A 15,866-nucleotide genomic window follows, 5' to 3' on the forward strand; every position below is an offset into this window, starting at 1 on the left:
TCAGGGGCCCGCGGCGCAGGGGGCTGGGGCGGGGAGGATACCACTGGAACGGCCTGGGGTGTCGGCGCGGGAGAGCGGGTAGCCATTGAGGGAAAGGAGGGTGCGGACTGCGACTTGCTCGCGTTGGGGACGGGCTGGGGCAGGGACGATGGGATCGGATGGAAGTGCCATGGGAAGGACTGGCCGGGGCCGGTGGGATGTTGCATGCGGGGAGGTGACCGCGGGGAGGCTTGCTCTGGCGCCCCCCACTCCCGCCGCGACGGCGCCACCTTGTTCCCCGATCCCGATGGCGGGACCAGCGGTTACGGCCGGACGGAGCTGGCCCCTCGCCGGTTCGCGGTCGGCGGCTGTACCCGCAGGCACTTGGCCGGGGGCGGCCGCGGGTATGGGGGCGGCGCCGGGGGAGAATCGGGAGAGGCGGAGGAGGAGGCTTGCCGCGCGGCGGGCGGTCTCGCGGGCGCGGCGGCGGTATTCGAGGGCGCGGAGGTTGGTGGCCGGGATGGGGACGTGGGACTCCTCGGCGTTGTGCTCATCGAGGATGCGGTTGAGGGTCTTGACGACGGAGGGGAGGAAGTTGACGGCGATCAGGCGTGTGCGGTGGGCGACGGCGGACTCGATGAGGCGGAGGCGTTCGGCGATGTCGGGGCGGGTGATGAAGAGGGTGAGGGCCTCGAGTGTTGTGGAGTGGATCTCGGCGACCTCGCGGAGGGTGACATCCGGGTCGGCAAGGGCATCGAGGATGCTGTCGATGCGGTCGGGGGATGGCGAGAAGGTAATGGCCATGAGGGGCGTAGAGTAAGGATTTTTATCGGGTTGTCAATAGGTTTTTGATAGGATTTGCAAAAATCGCGCAAGTATGCCAAAGAGCAGCAGTTAGACGGCATGGCGTGGGGAGAGGCCCCCCCACCCCACCCACCAACCAACCCCGCGGCACATCGTGGGCCGGCGGTGCCATGCGGGCTCTGCACGATCTGGATGATTTGCGGATCGCGGGCGTGCTGTACGATTGTGGAGCGGGTACGCACTCCGAAGTGGAGGTCCATCATGGTCGGCTCTTCGGTCGGTCGGTGTGGCACGGCGACGGCGCGGGGGTGTGGGCGGTGGTGGTGGGTTGGTGCCGTGGCGATCGGCGCAGCGGGGCCGGTGTGGGCTGGCGGGTCTTGTGAGCCGCCAACGATTCACGAGTCGCCGACGTCGGTGACGATGTGCGCGAGCGGGTCGATGGTGTTTGAAGTCGAGGCGACGGGGCCGGGGGCGCTCGGTTACCAGTGGCAGGTGGAGCACAGCGTCGCAACGGGCGGGTGGGCGGATATCGCCGAGGGCGGGCCTGTGCTGTGCGATGGGGATGTCGTCGGCGAGGTGATGGTGTGGGCGGACAGCACGGGATCGACGACGCCGCGGCTTGCGCTGAGCACCCTGCGGCACCGGCATGCATCGTCGTTTGTGCCGCGGGCGATCAGGGTGCGGTGCGTGGTGTCCAACGGGTGCGAGCCGAACGCGGCGAGCGCCGCCGCGATTGGCGCGGTGTGCCTGGCGGACACGGATTGCAACGGGGCGATCGAGCCGTCGGACCTGGCGACGTTCGTCAACACGTGGCTGGGCTCGCTGAATGGGGGCGGGCTTGCGGGCGACTTTGACGGGAACGGGGTGATCGAACCGTCGGACCTGGCGGTATTCGTGGGGGTGTGGCTGGGAGCGGTGACGGCGGGGTGCCAGGCAGGGTGACGGCCTAGGCGGTGCGGCGGATGATCACGATGGTGAGGTCGTCCTGCTGGGGTTCGTCGCCGGCGAAGGCGGCGACGTCGGCGGCGATGGCATCGATCATGGCCGCGGCGGGGAGGGCGGAGTGGCGTCTGAGGGACTCGTGGAGCCGCTGGATGCCGAACTGCTCGCGGGCCTTCGTGGCGGTGGGTCTCGACCATTCGACGAAGCCGTCGGTGATCAGGGCGAGGACATCGCCGCGGGCGAGTTCGACGACCTGGGCGGGGCCGAAGGCGGTATCGGGGATGACGGCGAGGGGCACGTCGCGGGGCATGATGTCCTGCACGGAGCCCTGCGCGCCGACGTAGAGGACGATGGGCCCGTGCCCGGCGGAGAGCAGGCCGAGGGCATTGCTGCCGGGGGTGAGGAGGACACTGGCCATGGTGACGAAGCGGCCGTCGGGGAGGTCCTGGGCGAGGAGGTGGTTGACGTGGGTGATGAGGGCCGGGAGGTCGGGGTGGTGGGATGAAGTCGCGCGGACGTAGGCGCGGCAGGCGGCGGTCACCATTGCGGGGCCGACGCCGTGGCCGCTGACGTCGGCGAGGGTGATGATCCAGTTGCCGTCGGGGAGGCGCTGCCAGTCGTAGTAGTCGCCGCCGGTCTGATCGGCGGGGCGGTTCCATCCGGCGATGTCGTAGCCGGGGATGTCCGGGGGCTCGTGGGGCAGGATGGCCTGCTGGATGGAGCGGGCGACGGCGATGTCCTGCTCGATCATGGCGATGCGGCGGCGGGCCTCGGCCTCGTTGAGAGCGGCCTCGACGTGCAGGCGGAACTCGTGGGCGACCCACGCGGCGGCGAGGCCGCCGATGAAGATCATGCTGGCCGAGTTGATGTAGGCGACACGGGGAAGGCCGGTCGTGGGGGTGTCGATTCCGAGCCCGACGGTGATGTAGGCGAGGGTGCCGAGGTAACTCAGCGCGCAGACCGCGCCGGCGAGGACGCAGAGCCACGGGCGAAGACGGAGGACCATGAGGCAGATCATGGTGCCGTAGGCCAACAGGGGCGGGGCGCTCATCGCGGCGTAGGGGGACAGGGCGCCCGAGGCGAAGGCGATCATGATGATCGCGGTCGGGACGAGGCACTCGATGACGGCGGTGGTGAGGATGAACCAGAAGGGGATGCTGCGGCCGGTGCGGGCGGCGTGCCGGGCGAGGAGGAGGATGACGCACTGGACGATGATGATGCTGCCGACGCCGATGGCCGAGGCGAGGATGACGCGCCAATCCATGTTGCTCACGGAGTCGGCGCGGGTGATCATCAGTTCGAGGAGGAGCATGACCCCGATGACGACGTAGGCGCGGCGGATTTCGCTGCGGAGGGCGGCGTGGCGGAAGGCTGGGGAGGCGTCGATGCGGCGGTGGCGGGGCGGCTGCCGCGGGGGGTCGGACATGGTCGGGGAGTGTACCCGAGGGGGAAGGGGAGGCCGGGGGCGGGATGGAGGCCGGTGAGTCTCTCGACGAGATGCACGTAGGAGAGAAGAACCCGGGGACTGCGGTCCCCGGGTTCTGTATGGAGGAGTCGCAGGAAGACGAGCAAGGCTAGAGAGGCGTCGCTGATCGGCAGGTTGAGCGATGGGACGGCATCAACCGCCAGACTGTCGCGTTCTCCTGGGCGTGATTCGCAATGTACCTCGCAACGTTGAGTTGGTGCTCGCGATCAACAATCGGTTTGCAGTGGGATCGCGTGGCCCATACGCCACCGAGCGGAACGAGCCCGGCGCTTGAGAGGGCTCGCGCACTGTCCTTCTTGGCAAGGCCGATCCACCTTCGCGGGTTGCTGTCTGTGAATCGAGCGAGCACGTGGAAGTGATGCGGTGTCACGGCCAGGATGACGGCTTCGACCTGATGCGTAGCCAGAGTCGCTGCGAGCCGCTCCGCGGCGAGCGAGCGGGCGGCCGGAGAGAGCGACACGGCTTTGCGCCCCATCCTCGCCTGGACGTGCGAGCGGATTCGGCTTCGATCCTCGGGCGGTATCGGAGCATCGGCGCCGGGCTGAGGGCGGGCGTGACGGGTCTTCCAGCCGCGGTCATCGCCCGGCAGCCACGTGCCATAGGTGTTTCCGGTGACGTGATACCAGCCGTTCCACGCGGTCATGGTGGGTGAGCATACATCCGCGTCGTCCGCGCGAGAAAGAAAGAACCCAGGGACTGGGGTCCCTGGGTTCTGGGGGTGGTCATCGACTGTGGGTGTCTGGCGGATCAGTAGTCCATGTCGTCCATGCCGCCGCCCGCGGGGGCCTTGGCCTTCTTGTCCTTGATCTCGACGATGGCGGCGTCGGTGGTGAGGAGGAGGCTGGCGATGCTGGCGGCGTTCTGGAGGGCGACGCGTTCGACCTTGGTGGGGACGATGACGCCCATCTGGACGAGGTTGCCGTACTCGTGGGTGAGGGCGTTGAAGCCGTAGTTGGTGTCGTTGCTCTCGGTGACCTTGTTGGCGACGATGGAGCCGTCGAGGCCGCAGTTGGCGACGATCTGCTTGATGGGGTGGACGACGGCGCGGTCGACGATGTCGATGCCGACGCGGATGTCGCCGTCGTGCTTCTTGCGGAGCTTGTCGAGGACCTTGCGGGCGCGGAGGATGGCGACGCCGCCACCGGGGAGGATGCCCTCCTCCACGGCGGCGCGGCAGGCGTGGAGGGCGTCCTCGACGCGGGCCTTCTTCTCCTTCATCTCGACCTCGGTGGCGGCCCCGACGTTGATCTGGGCGACGCCGCCGGCGAGCTTGGCGAGGCGCTCCTCGAGCTTCTCGCGGTCGTAGTCGGAGGTGGTCACCTCGACCTGGTGGCGGATCTGCTCGATGCGGCCCTTGATATCGGCCTGGGAGCCGGCGCCCTCGACGATGGTGGTGTTGTCCTTGTCGATGGTGACCTTCTTGGCGCGGCCGAGGTCGGAGAGCTCGATCTTCTCGAGGTCGATGCCGAGCTCCTCCATGATGGCCTTGCCGCCGGTGAGGACGGCGATGTCGCCGAGCATCTCCTTGCGGCGGTCGCCGAAGCCGGGGGCCTTGACGGCGCAGATCTTGAGGACGCCGCGGAGCTTGTTGACGACGAGGGTGGCGAGGGCCTCGGAGTCGACATCCTCGGCGATGATGAGGAGGCTGGCGCCCTGCTCGGCGATGCGGCCGAGGAGGGGGAGCATGTCCTTGGCGGAGGAGATCTTCTTCTCGAAGATGAGGATGTAGGGCTTCTCGAGGACGACCTCCATAGTGGCGGCGTTGGTGACGAAGTGGGGCGAGAGGAAGCCCTTGTCGAACTGCATGCCCTCGACGAGCTCGATCTCGGTGACGAGGCTGGTGCCCTCCTCGACGGTGATGACGCCGTCCTTGCCGACCTTGTCCATGGCCTCGGCGATCTTGCCGCCGATGTCGGCGTCCTGGTTGGCGGAGCAGGTGCCGACCTGGGCGATCTCCTTGGAGGAGGAGACGGCCTTGGACATGTTCTTGAGCTCGTCGACGATGGCGGCGACGGCGAGGTCGATGCCGCGCTTCACCTGGTTGGGGTTGGCGCCGGCGGTGATGTTCTTGAGGCCCTCCTGGAAGATGGCCTCGGCGTAGATGGTGGCGGTGGTGGTGCCGTCGCCCGCGTCCTTGGAGGACTTGGAGGCGACCTCCTTGACCATCTGGGCGCCCATGTTTTCGTAGGGATCGTCGAGCTCGATCTCCTTGGCGACGGTGACGCCGTCCTTGGTGACGGTCGGGGCGCCGAAGGACTTCTCGAGGACGACGACGCGGCCGGAGGGTCCGAGGGTGACCTTGACGGCGGCGGCGAGTTTCTTCACGCCGTTGAGGATGCGCTCGCGGGCGTCGGTGTCGAATGCGATCTGCTTGGCTGCCATAGGGAAGGGTCCTTTGTGTGCTTGTGCCCGGCGCTGCGGCGCGGGCGTGCGTTGAAATCAGGGGGACTGGGCTAACCGATCTTGACCCATGCGACGCGTTCGGCGTCGAGGATGTAGACGGCCTTGCCGTCGGTGACTTTGACGAGGTGGTCCTCCTCGTCGGGGATGAGCATGGCGGTCTTGACCAGGAGGTTGGCGACCCCGGCGACCGGAGAGGGCATGTCGGCGAAGACGACAGCGAGGTCGCGGTCGCCGCGGAGTTCGCGCAGGGCTTGGCGGAGCTGGTCGGAGGTCATGCGGGGATCAGTCGATGATGGCGAGGATCTCGTCCTCGGACATGATGAGGAGCTTGTCCTCGCTGCCGACGGCGCCGAGCTTGAGTTCGGTGCCGGCGTAGGAAGTAAAGATGACGCGGTCGCCCTTCTTGACGGTGAGGGGGATGAGGGCGCCGGTCTCGGTGTTGACGGTGCCGGTGCCGACGGCCTCGACGACGCCGGTCTTGGGGGTGTCCTTGGCCTTCTCGGGGAGGTAGATACCGCTGTCGGTGCGGTCCTGGGCCTCGTCGCGGCGGACGAGGATCTTGTCGTGAAGGGGGCGGACGTTGACGGCGGGGGACTTGCTCTTGGGGGGGTTCATCGTCGCGGACTTGGCCATTGGTCATCGCTCCTAAAGGGAGATTGGTGAAACGAGGGGACGAAACGGGCGGGACAACGAGCGTTCCGGGGGGAACGCGGGAAGCAGCGTGCGTGCGTGGCTAGCGGCCGGGCCAGCGGTCCTGGTAGAAGCGGGTCAGGCAGCGGCGAAGGACGTCGAGCATCTGCTCGAGGGTTGCGGAGGAACGGTCGACGACGGCGAAGGCGCCGCACTGAAGAGCGGCGGAGAGGTGGCGGGACTCATCGCGCTGGGAGCGTGGGCCCTTGATGACCACGGTCGGGGGCGGGGCATCGAGGCGGCGGAGGAGTTCGAGGATGCGGGGGCCGCCCTCGTGGCTGTGGTAGGTCGGGGAGGAGGGGTCGGAGGCGGCGGGGGAGGAATCGAGGGGGAGGCCGAGATCGACGACGGCGATGTGGACCGGGGCGCGGCGGATGGTCTGTTCGGCCTCGCAGGCAGAGCGGGCGCGGAGGGAGTAGACGCCGAAGGGTTCGAGGAGCGTGGGGATGCGGTCGGCCCAGGAGTCGCCGCGCCAGGAGGCGCAGGAGATGAGGAGGTTGAGCCGGCCACCGGCATCGGGGTTGGCGGCTGACTTGGGGGCCGAGGCCTGCTCGGAGCGCCAGCGCGGGCGGAGGGAATCGGACCCGGCGGGGTCTCGGGAAGGGTCACCGGGATGGAAGCGCACCTGAAGCATCCACCAGCGCTAAAGGCAAGGGGTGTGCCGCTGAGTGCGAGGCGTGGAGCGGCACGCGTGGGGGCTGTGGGAAGGCCTCCGACGGGGCTGGGGCGAAATAGGGCTGCCAGCGGGCAGGGGTAGAGGCGAATGGCGTGCCAAATCGGCAGGCGAACATTGGCCGATCGAGGGGACCGGAACGGGGTAGACTGCAGGCATGACGCTGGATGTGCTGCACGTGGTGCTGGGGGTGGTAGCGGGCGTGGGGGCGGCGGGGGTGGTCTGGCTGCTCATCGAGCGGGGGCGGTTGCAGTCGGACGCGGCGGGGGCGAGAGCCGAGCGGGATGGGGCGCGGGCCGAGGCGGAGCAGGCGAGGGAGGAGTTGCGACGGGCGCTGGGAGCGCTGGAGGACGCGCGGGGGACGGCCGCCGCGCTGCGGGAGGAGCGGGCGCAACTGGTGGAGCGAAGCCAGGGGGATCGAGAGGGGTACGAGGCGGAGATCTCGCGGGTGGAGGAGGTCGCGCGGGAGCGGCTGGAGGCGGCGGAGCGGGTGCACCGGGAGAGGCTGGAGGCGACACGGCAGGCGAAGGAGGCGATCGAGCGGACGCTGGCGCAGGTGGAGGAAAAGTTCCAGAAGGTGTTCGGCTCGCTCGCGGCGGACGCGCTCAAGGCGTCGACGTCGGAGTTCCTCAAGTTGGCGGAACAGAGTTTCGAGGTGAAGAGCAAGGCGGCGGAGGGGGAGTTGGAGAAACGGCGGTCGGCGGTGGAGCAACTGGTGCAGCCGATCACGGAGACGCTGAGGAAGACGGATGAAAAGTTGGCGGCGATGGAGAAGGAGCGGGTGAGCGCGTACTCGGGGATGCTGCGGGAGGTGCAGCAGGTCGCCGCGGCGAGCGCGGAGTTGCGGGCGGAGACGGGGCGGCTGGCGCAGGCGATGCGGGACCCGCAGGTGCGCGGGCGGTACGGGGAGATGCAGCTCAAGCGGGTGGCGGAACTGGCGGGAATGGTGGAGCACTGCGATTTCGTGGAGCAGGATCAGACGGTGGACGACGCGGGGTCGGCGCTGCGGCCGGACATGCTGGTGAAGATGCCCAGCGGGCGGGAACTGGCAGTGGACGCGAAGACGAACATCCGCGGGTATCTCGAGGCGCTGGATGCGCGGACGCCCGAGGAGGCGGAGGCGTGCCTGGAGCGGTTCGCGAAGAACATCGGCGACCAGGCGTCGGCGTTGGGGAAGAAGAACTACTGGTCGCGGTACGAGGGATCACCGGAGTTCGTGGTGATGTTCGTGCCGGGGGAGCAGTTCCTGGATGCCGCGATGCGGCGGCGGCCGGCGCTGCTGGAGGAGGCGGCGAGCCAGCGGGTGATCATCGCGAGCCCGGCGTCGCTGATCGGGCTGCTGCGGGCGGTGGCGGTGGGGTGGCGGGAACAGCGGATCGAGGAGCAGGCGCGGGAGCTGTTCGAACTGGGGCGGCAGCTGCACGAGCGGGCGAGCGTGCTGGCGGACCACATGGAGAAGGTGGGGCTGGCGCTGGACCAGGCCGTGCGGCGGTACAACGACATGCGGGGGTCGTACGAATCGCGGCTGGAGCCGACGCTGCGGCGGTTCGAGGAGGCGGGGGCGAAGAGCTCGAAGGAGTTGACGCAGCCGGCGGAGATCACGGTGCGGCCGCGCCTGCCGCGGGGCGTGGGCGCGGACGGGGAGGCGTGACCGGGGCGCGGGGGGTGCGGGAGGCGATGACGGCGGGCTTAGCCGGGGTCGACTTCGGTCCACGACCAGACCTTGGGGGCTGGCGGGGCGGTGTCCTCTTCCTTCTCCACCTCTCCGGTGTCGACGAGGTTGAGGGTGGTGGTGATGCGGAAATTAGATTCGGTGCGGTGGCGCTCGGCGAAGAAGAAGCGGAGGGAGTAGGTGTCGCCGTCCTTGAGCCAGGTGAGGCGGTCGAGGTCGATGGTCTGCTCGAGGCGGCCGTGGATGCCGCCGAGGTCGATGACGAGCCGGCCGTCGATGAAGACCCAGACGTCGTCGTCGCCGCTGAAGGTGAAGACCTGGCCGGAGTTGCGGGTGTAGACGAACTGGGTGGCGAGTTCGAAGGTGAAGTGGAAGTTCTTGTTGTCGCCGGAGGAGTTACCGAACCCCTTCTTGTTGATGGGGAAGAAGCCGCCGAGGGCGGAGTAGGCGGGGTCGGTGGCGCTGTCGAAGGTGTAGGTGTTGGAGAGACCAACACGGCGGAGGGTCAGGGGGACATTGATGGCGGTGTTGACGTTCTTGGTGGTCTTGAACCACTGGTTGAACTTGGACTTGTTGGTGACGGCGCCGCCGGTAGAACTGGAGATGGTGGCCGAGGAATCACCGGAGACGGAAGCGATGTAGGACTTGGAGTTGATGATGGGGCGGCCCTTGGAGTCCTTGGCCGGCTTGGTGACGCGGTAGCCGGTGGACTTGTACACGGGCCGGCCGGAGGAATCGAGGGTGTCACCAACGATGCCAGCGTACTGGCCGAAGCCGCCAGAGGGATCGAGTTCGAAGTCATCGTGGCCGCCGGAGACGGAACGCTCCTTGAAGTCGCGGGCGACGCCGACGAGCTGGATGGAGCTCGGGAGTTCCGGGGGCTCGGCGTGGAGGCCGAGGGAGCAGGCGGCGCCTGCGAGGAGGAGGATGGTGGAGGTGATGGCGCGGGCGCGGGTGAAACTGGGATGCATAACCGTCTCCTATCTGGTGACAGAAAGGAGAATCGGCTGTGCCGCGGCAGCACGGGAGTACCCGGGGTCGCGGGCGCGCGGGGGTGCGGAAGGGGTAGGGGCTGGGTGGAATGAACGGCGGGCGCGGGTCCGAGAAACTCAGCCGGGCTCGCGTTCTTCCCACTTGCGGATGTACAGACGACCCGGGGCCTCGTCGTCGGACTCGCTGGAGTCCTGGAGGTTGAGGGTGGTCTCGATGCGGAAGTTAGACTCGGTGCGGTGTCGCTCGGCGAAGAAGAAGCGGAGGGAGTAGGTCTCGCCATCCTGGAGCCAGGTGAGGCGGTCGAGCTCGATGGTCTGAGAGATGCGGCCATGGACGCCGCCGAGGTCGATGACGAGCTTGCGATCGATGAAGACCCAGACGTCATCGTCGCCGGTGAAGGTGAAGACCTGGCCGGAGTTGCGGGTGTAGACGAACTCGGTGGAGAGGGTGTAGGTGAAGTGGTAGTTCTTGTTGTCGCCGGCGGAGTTGCCGTAGCCGAGCTTGTTGATGGGGAAGAAGCCGCCGAGGGCGGAGTAAACGGGGTCGGTGGCGCTGTCGAAGACGTACTGGTTGCTCTGCCCCGTACGGCGGAGGACAAGGGGCACGGAGATGGCCTTGTTCGTGCCGTTCACGGTCTTGAACCACTGCTGGAACTTGCCGTTGTTGGTGACGGCGCCGCCGGTGGCGGTGGAGATGGAGGCGGGGACGTCGCCGGGAACGGAAGCGAGGTAGGGCTTCGCATCGATGATGTTGCGGCCCTTAGCGTCCCGAGCGGGGCGGCTGACTCGCCGGCCCTGGGACTGGAACGCGGGGGTGTTGGAGGCGCCGAGGGTGTCGGAGACGATACCCGCGTACTGGCCGAAACCGTCGGCGGGGTCGAGCTCGAAGTCGGGGTGGCCGCCGTTGACGGAGCGTTCCTTGAAGTCGCGGGCGACGCCGATGAGTTGGATGGTCTCGGGGAGTTCGGGCGGCGCGGCGTGACCGCCGAGCATGGCCAGGCCCGACGTGGCGAGCAAGGCGGAGGCGGAGATAGAACGGAGAAGGGGGTGGCGTGTCGCGGGTGTCGGCATCTTGGTGCGCATGGAGTGGCCCTCAGAGATAGATGAAGTGGGCCATGCGCAGGCAGCGGTGCAACCCGGGGGCACCTCGCCGCATACTGCTGGTACGGTCTGTGGGGCCGATGCGGCCTGCGCGGCCGACACCTCCGATAACGCGCACCATGATCAGCCGCACTGCCGGCGTCACAAGGCTTGCAGGAGCGCCGAAAGCAGAACGATCAGGAGGAGCATTTTTACAATAAACGTCGCGATGGCGACCACAACAGCATCGACGATCTCCATGTCGAGCATGGACATCAGCAGCCCCATGTACGTCAGGCACGGCAGGATCATGGTCAACAACGGGATCGGCAAGAGGTCGCAGAGGTGGGCGACCAGATCGACCACGACGTAAATGCCGGCGAGGCGCAGAGCTGTCAGGCCCATCGGCGCATCGAATCCGATCCACAGCATGCAGCAGACCCAGTAGACAGCGAGGCCAACCACTACCCCTATGCCTGTGGCAACCAGGTACGCCAATACGCTGCTCGCGCCCTGCCCGCCGAGTACCGCAACGCCCGCAACGCCAACAATCAGCATCACGAGGGGTTTGATGTATTCCTGCTGCGCGGTCTTGGCACCCTCCCGCTGACGCTTGGCTCGCTGTGAATGATCCTCGAGTACATCGACTCCGGTCTTGACGCCCAGCTGTTTCCCGGTCTTGGTGTTGAACCCGCAGTTGGTGCAGACGACGACGCCGGGGGCGATGAAGTTGCCGCAGCCCTTGCAGGGGCCGCCGGCGGGTTTGGCGGACGGGGCGGCCGCGGGCGCATCGGCGAGGCCGAAGATGGCGGCGTTGTCGTCGGCGGGGTCGAAGGCCCAGGGCTCCGATTCGGCGACGGCGGCGACGGGCGCCGCGGCGGCCTGGGCGGCGCGGTTGGCCTGCAAAGCCTCGACGCAGTCGCGGCAGGTGTACCGGCCAGCGGCGTCCTTGGTGCGCGGGCGCGATGAGCAATCCTGCTTGCAGCGGATGCAGATCTTGGCTGGCGGCGATCCCTGTGGCGTGGTCATGTTCCGTGATTCCCCGGGCGTCGTTGGGCCGCCTTGGCCGGGCACTAGGATACCTGATCTTTGGAAGTTGCCAAGTCCGGCTTCCGCCAGTGGATGTAACCCCTGACATTGAGAACGAGCAGAATCAGGTTGGTTCCCACGGTGGGCCAGGAGAGGGCGAGGACACCGAAGATCCCCCAGGTGATATTGGAAGCAACGCCGACGAGGAAGCCCTCGCGGCGGCGGCTGCCGAGGAGGTAGACGTAGCCGAGCATGAGGACCATGCCGAGCCAGTCGGTGCCGTAGTACGGGGTAAGCCAGTCCATCATTGGGAGGCCTCTATTGGGTCGCTGGAGAGCATCGGATGGGCGAGCAGGGCCGCCGCAGAATCCCCTGAACCCCGACAGGCGGGCAGCGCTTTGCCGTATGCTGGCGGCGTTCGGTCCGCGTTGGACACAAGAGGACAATCAATGCACGATGTGCTGGTGGCGCGATCGCTGAGCAAGTCGTTCGGGGCCACGCGGGCCCTGGATGGCGCTTCGGTGTCGCTCCGGCGCGGGGAGTGGCTGGGGCTGCTGGGGCCCAACGGGGCGGGGAAGACGACGCTGATCCGGACGATCTGCGGGCGGGTGCGGCCGGGGGAGGGGGAGGTGGTGCTGTTCGGTCAGCGCGTTGACGCCGCGGGGCCCAAGGGCGTCGAGGTGGATGCGGCGCGATCGCGGATGGGGGTGGTGCCGCAGGAGATTGCGCTGTACGACGCGCTGACGGCGCGGGAGAACATCCGCGTGTTCGGCTCGCTGGCGGGCGTGGGGCGGGTGGAGTTGGCGGAGCGGGAGGGGTGGGCGCTCGCGTGGACGGGGCTGGAGGACCGGGCGGACGAGGTGGTGCGGGGGTTTTCGGGTGGGATGAAGCGGCGGCTGAACATCGCGTGCGCGGTGCTGCACAAGCCGGAGGTGCTGCTGCTGGACGAGCCGACCGTGGGGGTTGATCCGCAGAGTCGCGAGCGGATCTGGGAGATGCTGACGCTGCTCAAGGCGGGCGGGACGAGCCTGCTGCTGACGACGCACCAGTTGGATGAGGCGCAGCGCGTGTGCGACCGGGTGGTGATCATCGATCACGGGAAGGTAATCGCGGAGGGACGATTCGACGACCTGGTGGCGCGGACGATCGGGCCGGCGCGGCGGGTGCGGCTGACACTGGACAGCGCGTGGAGCGGGGAGGACCTGGGGGGCCGGATCGACGGGGCGATGGTGGAGTGGGCGATGGAGGATGTGGCGCTGGGGCTGCCGGAGGTGCTGGAGAAGATCGCCAGGGCCGGGCGGCGCGTGGAGGATGTCCACATCGAGGCGCCGAGCCTGCAGGCGGTGTTCATACACCTGACAGGGCGGGAGTTGCGGGAATGATGGGCACGCTGATGAGGGCGTGGCTGATCCAGCTCCGGCGCGACCGCGTCGCGATGCTGCTGACCTTCGCGCTGCCGCTGGTGTTCTTCACGATCTTCGCCGGGCTGTTCTCGGGGATGGGGGGTCGGGGGTCGACGCCGAAGGTCAAGCTCGTGGTGGTGGACGAGGACCGATCGGAGGCGAGCGGGCGGTTCATCGCGGGGCTGAGCAAGGAGGATGGCCTGACGGTCATCCGCGAAGAGGGGAACCCCGGGGCGCCGATCTCGAAAGAGCGGGCGCGGGAGATGGTGGCCAACGGGAAGGTGCCGCTGGCCGCGGTGTTTCCCAAGGGGTTCGGCCAGTCGTTCGGGGACTTCATCGGCGGCGGGGTGGAGGTGGAGCTGCTGGCGGACACATCGGACCCGGTGGCGCCGCAGATGGTGTCGGGGCTGATGCAGGCCGCGGCGATGACCGCGATGCCGGACCTGATGGCGACGAAGGGGTTCGACCTGTTCGAGAAGTTCGCCGGCGGGTTCACGCCGGAGCAGCAGAAGGCGGTGGATCAGTGGCTGCCGATGCTGAGGCAGCAGGCGGAAGAAAAGCCGGCCGACGGCGCGGCGGCGTCGACGGCGGAGGGTGACAAGGACGCGGCCGCGGGCGGTGGGCCGGGATTCCGCGGCCTGGTCGGGGTGAAACTGGTGGACGTGCTGGGCGAGGGCAAGACGACGCGGGCGATCACATCGATGTTTGCGGCGACGGGGACGGGGGTGATGTTCCTGCTGTTCATGGCGTCGTCGGCGGCGGGGGTGTTGCTGGAAGAGGAGGAGTCGGGGGTGCTGGAGCGGCTGCTGTCATCGCGACTGACGATGGGGCGGCTGCTGGTGTACAAATGGCTGTTCGTGGCAGGCGTTGGGGTGGCGCAGGTAACGGTGATGTTCGTGTGGGGGGCGCTGGTGTTCGGCGTGGAGTTGTGGCAACACCTGCCTGAGTTCCTGGTGATCACGGCGGTGACGGCGGGGGCGGCGTCGGCGTTCGGGATGATGCTCGCGGCGGCGTGCAGGACGCGGGCGCAGCTGGGCGGGGTGTCGACGATCGCGATCCTGACGATGTCGGCGGTGGGCGGGAGCATGCTGCCGCGGGCGCTGATGTCGGAGACGATGCAGAAGGTGGGGCTGCTGACGTTCAACGGGTGGGCGCTGGATGGGTACTACAACGTGTTCTGGCGGGAGACTGGGGTGCGGGGGCTGTGGCCGCAGGTGACGGCGCTGGTGCTGATGGCGGCGGCGTTCCTGGGGATCGCCCGCGTGCTGGCGCGGCGGTGGGAAACGGTGTGAGGCAAAACGAGATCGGCCCGGCGCGAAGCCGGGCCGTCCTCGATGGGGCCGCTGCCGGAGAGAGTGAGTCGAACGAACCGGCGGCGGCGGGGCACGGCCACCGGCACGACCGGGGCCTCATGCTGGGAGGGTACCGCGATCGGGCCTGAACCGGAAGCCGCGATGTGTTCAGCGGCGGCGAAGATTGGGCCAAGGGGCCCGCCGCGGCGGACGGAGCGAGGCCGCTACTTCATCAGGTCGACGAGGATGTCGAGGCCTCGGGAGAGCGTGGTCTCGTCGGTGGCGTAGGAGAGGCGGAGGTGCGTGTCGCGGTCGGAGAAGACCGAGCCGGGGATGACGAGCAGGCCGCGCTCGATGCAGCGCTCGACGAACTGGCCGGCGGAGAGACCGAGGTGGGCGGGGATCTTGGGGAATGCGTAGAAGGCGCCACCGGGGACGGTGAGTTCGGTGACGCGTGAGAGCCGCTCGACGACCATGTCGCGCCGGTTCTGGTAGGCGGCGACGTGGTTGGACATGTCGACGTCGAGCGCCGGGACGGCGCCCCACTGCAGGGCGGAGGGGGCGCAGACGAAGGAGTATTGCTGGAGCTTGGTCATCTCCTCGATCAGTCGCCGGGGGCCCGCGGCGTAGCCGAGGCGCCAGCCGGTGATGCCGTAGGTCTTGCCGAAGCCGCGGACGACGAGCACATCCTGCTCGGCGCCGGCGATGCGGGCGGGGGATGGGCAGACCGGGTTCGCGGCGGCGCCGACAACCTCGCGGGATTCGGAGTAGGTGAACTCGTCGTAGATCTCGTCGCTGACCAGCAGGATGTCGCGCCGGCGGCAGAGGTCGAGCAGTTCGGCGCAGAGCCGCTGGGTGGCGACGGTTCCCGCGGGGTTGGAGGGGGAGTTGAAGAGCACCATCTTGGTGCGCGGGGTGATCAGCGGCTCGACGCGGGCGGCGGTGAGCTGGAAGTCCGGGTAGGTGTTGCAGCGCACAGCGCGCCCCCCCACGACCGTCGCAAGGTGCGGGTAGAGGACGAAATAGGGATCGGGGATGATGATCTCGTCAAGCGGACCGACGAGGGCCATCACGGCGAGCCAGAGGGCGCCGGAGGTGCCGGAGGTGACGAGGAGACCGGGGTCGGTGGCGGAGGCCTCGGCGCGGGGGCGGGCGTCGACGTTCCAGCCGAGGTCGGACTTGAGATGGGCGGCGATGCGCTCGCGCAGGGCGGGGATGCCCTGGGTGACGGTGTAGCCGTTGCGGTCGCTTGTGATCGCCTCGACCGCCGCGCGCTTGATCGCATCGGGGACCGGGAAATCCGGCTGACCGATGGAGAGGTTGATGGGGTCCTTGAGCTTGGCGCCCAGGTCAAAGACGCGGCGGATACCGGAGGCGTCGACGAGGCGGGCCCGCTGCGAAATGAGGCGGTCGATGTTCAT

The 15,866-nt window shown here is 68.3% G+C and carries 16 protein-coding genes; 4 read left to right on the top strand and 12 right to left on the bottom strand.

What is annotated here, in order from left to right; all coding sequences use genetic code 11:
• The gene (locus tag KF745_05750) at positions 1 to 783 is read right to left on the bottom strand and encodes a hypothetical protein (GenBank protein ID MBX3357913.1); all 783 of its coding nucleotides are present in this window, start codon (positions 781 to 783) and stop codon (positions 1 to 3) included.
• 261 nt (positions 784 to 1,044) lie between these two features.
• Here KF745_05750 and KF745_05755 point away from each other — a divergent pair, with 261 nt between their 5' ends.
• Positions 1,045 to 1,725 carry a hypothetical protein gene (locus tag KF745_05755; protein ID MBX3357914.1) on the top strand — a complete coding sequence of 227 codons (681 nt, stop codon included), beginning with the start codon at positions 1,045 to 1,047 and terminating at the stop codon, positions 1,723 to 1,725.
• A gap of 4 nt (positions 1,726 to 1,729) precedes the next feature.
• Here the strand turns inward: KF745_05755 and KF745_05760 are convergent, their stop codons facing one another.
• From KF745_05760 to KF745_05785, 6 genes are all read right to left on the bottom strand, one after another.
• Positions 1,730 to 3,151, bottom strand: a complete 1,422-nt coding sequence (locus KF745_05760; GenBank protein ID MBX3357915.1) for a SpoIIE family protein phosphatase — start codon at positions 3,149 to 3,151, stop codon at positions 1,730 to 1,732.
• A gap of 148 nt (positions 3,152 to 3,299) precedes the next feature.
• Positions 3,300 to 3,854: a hypothetical protein gene (locus KF745_05765; GenBank protein MBX3357916.1), complete on the bottom strand. Its 555-nt coding sequence runs from the start codon at positions 3,852 to 3,854 to the stop codon at positions 3,300 to 3,302.
• Positions 3,855 to 3,958: 104 nt separating this feature from the next.
• Positions 3,959 to 5,593, bottom strand: coding sequence for a chaperonin GroEL (gene groL / locus KF745_05770; protein MBX3357917.1), 1,635 nt, complete (start codon positions 5,591 to 5,593; stop codon positions 3,959 to 3,961).
• A 71-nt stretch (positions 5,594 to 5,664) separates the two neighbouring features.
• Complete coding sequence (locus tag KF745_05775) at positions 5,665 to 5,889, bottom strand: hypothetical protein (protein MBX3357918.1); 225 nt, start codon at positions 5,887 to 5,889, stop codon at positions 5,665 to 5,667.
• A gap of 7 nt (positions 5,890 to 5,896) precedes the next feature.
• Entirely contained in the window at positions 5,897 to 6,229 is a 333-nt protein-coding gene (locus tag KF745_05780; GenBank protein MBX3357919.1) for a co-chaperone GroES, read from the bottom strand.
• Positions 6,230 to 6,347: 118 nt separating this feature from the next.
• Positions 6,348 to 6,938 (bottom strand): hypothetical protein, encoded by a 591-nt coding sequence (locus KF745_05785; GenBank protein ID MBX3357920.1) that lies wholly within the window; start codon positions 6,936 to 6,938, stop codon positions 6,348 to 6,350.
• A 196-nt stretch (positions 6,939 to 7,134) separates the two neighbouring features.
• On the opposite strand from KF745_05785, the gene rmuC reads away from it, so the two are divergent.
• Positions 7,135 to 8,628: a DNA recombination protein RmuC gene (rmuC, locus tag KF745_05790; protein MBX3357921.1), complete on the top strand. Its 1,494-nt coding sequence runs from the start codon at positions 7,135 to 7,137 to the stop codon at positions 8,626 to 8,628.
• A gap of 38 nt (positions 8,629 to 8,666) precedes the next feature.
• Here the strand turns inward: rmuC and KF745_05795 are convergent, their stop codons facing one another.
• From KF745_05795 to KF745_05810, 4 genes are all read right to left on the bottom strand, one after another.
• The gene (locus KF745_05795) at positions 8,667 to 9,620 is read right to left on the bottom strand and encodes a fibro-slime domain-containing protein (GenBank protein ID MBX3357922.1); all 954 of its coding nucleotides are present in this window, start codon (positions 9,618 to 9,620) and stop codon (positions 8,667 to 8,669) included.
• Positions 9,621 to 9,758: 138 nt separating this feature from the next.
• The gene (locus KF745_05800; GenBank protein MBX3357923.1) at positions 9,759 to 10,724 is read right to left on the bottom strand and encodes a fibro-slime domain-containing protein; all 966 of its coding nucleotides are present in this window, start codon (positions 10,722 to 10,724) and stop codon (positions 9,759 to 9,761) included.
• A gap of 159 nt (positions 10,725 to 10,883) precedes the next feature.
• Entirely contained in the window at positions 10,884 to 11,750 is an 867-nt protein-coding gene (locus KF745_05805) for a hypothetical protein (protein ID MBX3357924.1), read from the bottom strand.
• Between the two features lie 44 nt (positions 11,751 to 11,794).
• Positions 11,795 to 12,058, bottom strand: coding sequence for a hypothetical protein (locus KF745_05810; GenBank protein ID MBX3357925.1), 264 nt, complete (start codon positions 12,056 to 12,058; stop codon positions 11,795 to 11,797).
• Between the two features lie 141 nt (positions 12,059 to 12,199).
• Between KF745_05810 and KF745_05815 the strand changes: the two genes are divergently transcribed.
• Both KF745_05815 and KF745_05820 read left to right on the top strand, forming a co-directional pair.
• The gene (locus KF745_05815) at positions 12,200 to 13,132 is read left to right on the top strand and encodes an ABC transporter ATP-binding protein (GenBank protein ID MBX3357926.1); all 933 of its coding nucleotides are present in this window, start codon (positions 12,200 to 12,202) and stop codon (positions 13,130 to 13,132) included.
• A complete protein-coding gene (locus KF745_05820; GenBank protein ID MBX3357927.1) occupies positions 13,129 to 14,445 on the top strand; it encodes an ABC transporter permease in 1,317 nt (438 codons plus the stop codon). Before KF745_05815 ends, KF745_05820 begins: the two co-directional genes overlap by 4 nt.
• A gap of 224 nt (positions 14,446 to 14,669) precedes the next feature.
• On the opposite strand, the gene KF745_05825 is transcribed toward KF745_05820, so the two are convergent.
• Positions 14,670 to 15,860, bottom strand: coding sequence for an aminotransferase class I/II-fold pyridoxal phosphate-dependent enzyme (locus KF745_05825; GenBank protein ID MBX3357928.1), 1,191 nt, complete (start codon positions 15,858 to 15,860; stop codon positions 14,670 to 14,672).
• Positions 15,861 to 15,866 lie beyond the last annotated feature (6 nt).

This window comes from Phycisphaeraceae bacterium, from assembly GCA_019636655.1.
GTDB lineage: Bacteria > Planctomycetota > Phycisphaerae > Phycisphaerales > UBA1924 > JAHBXB01.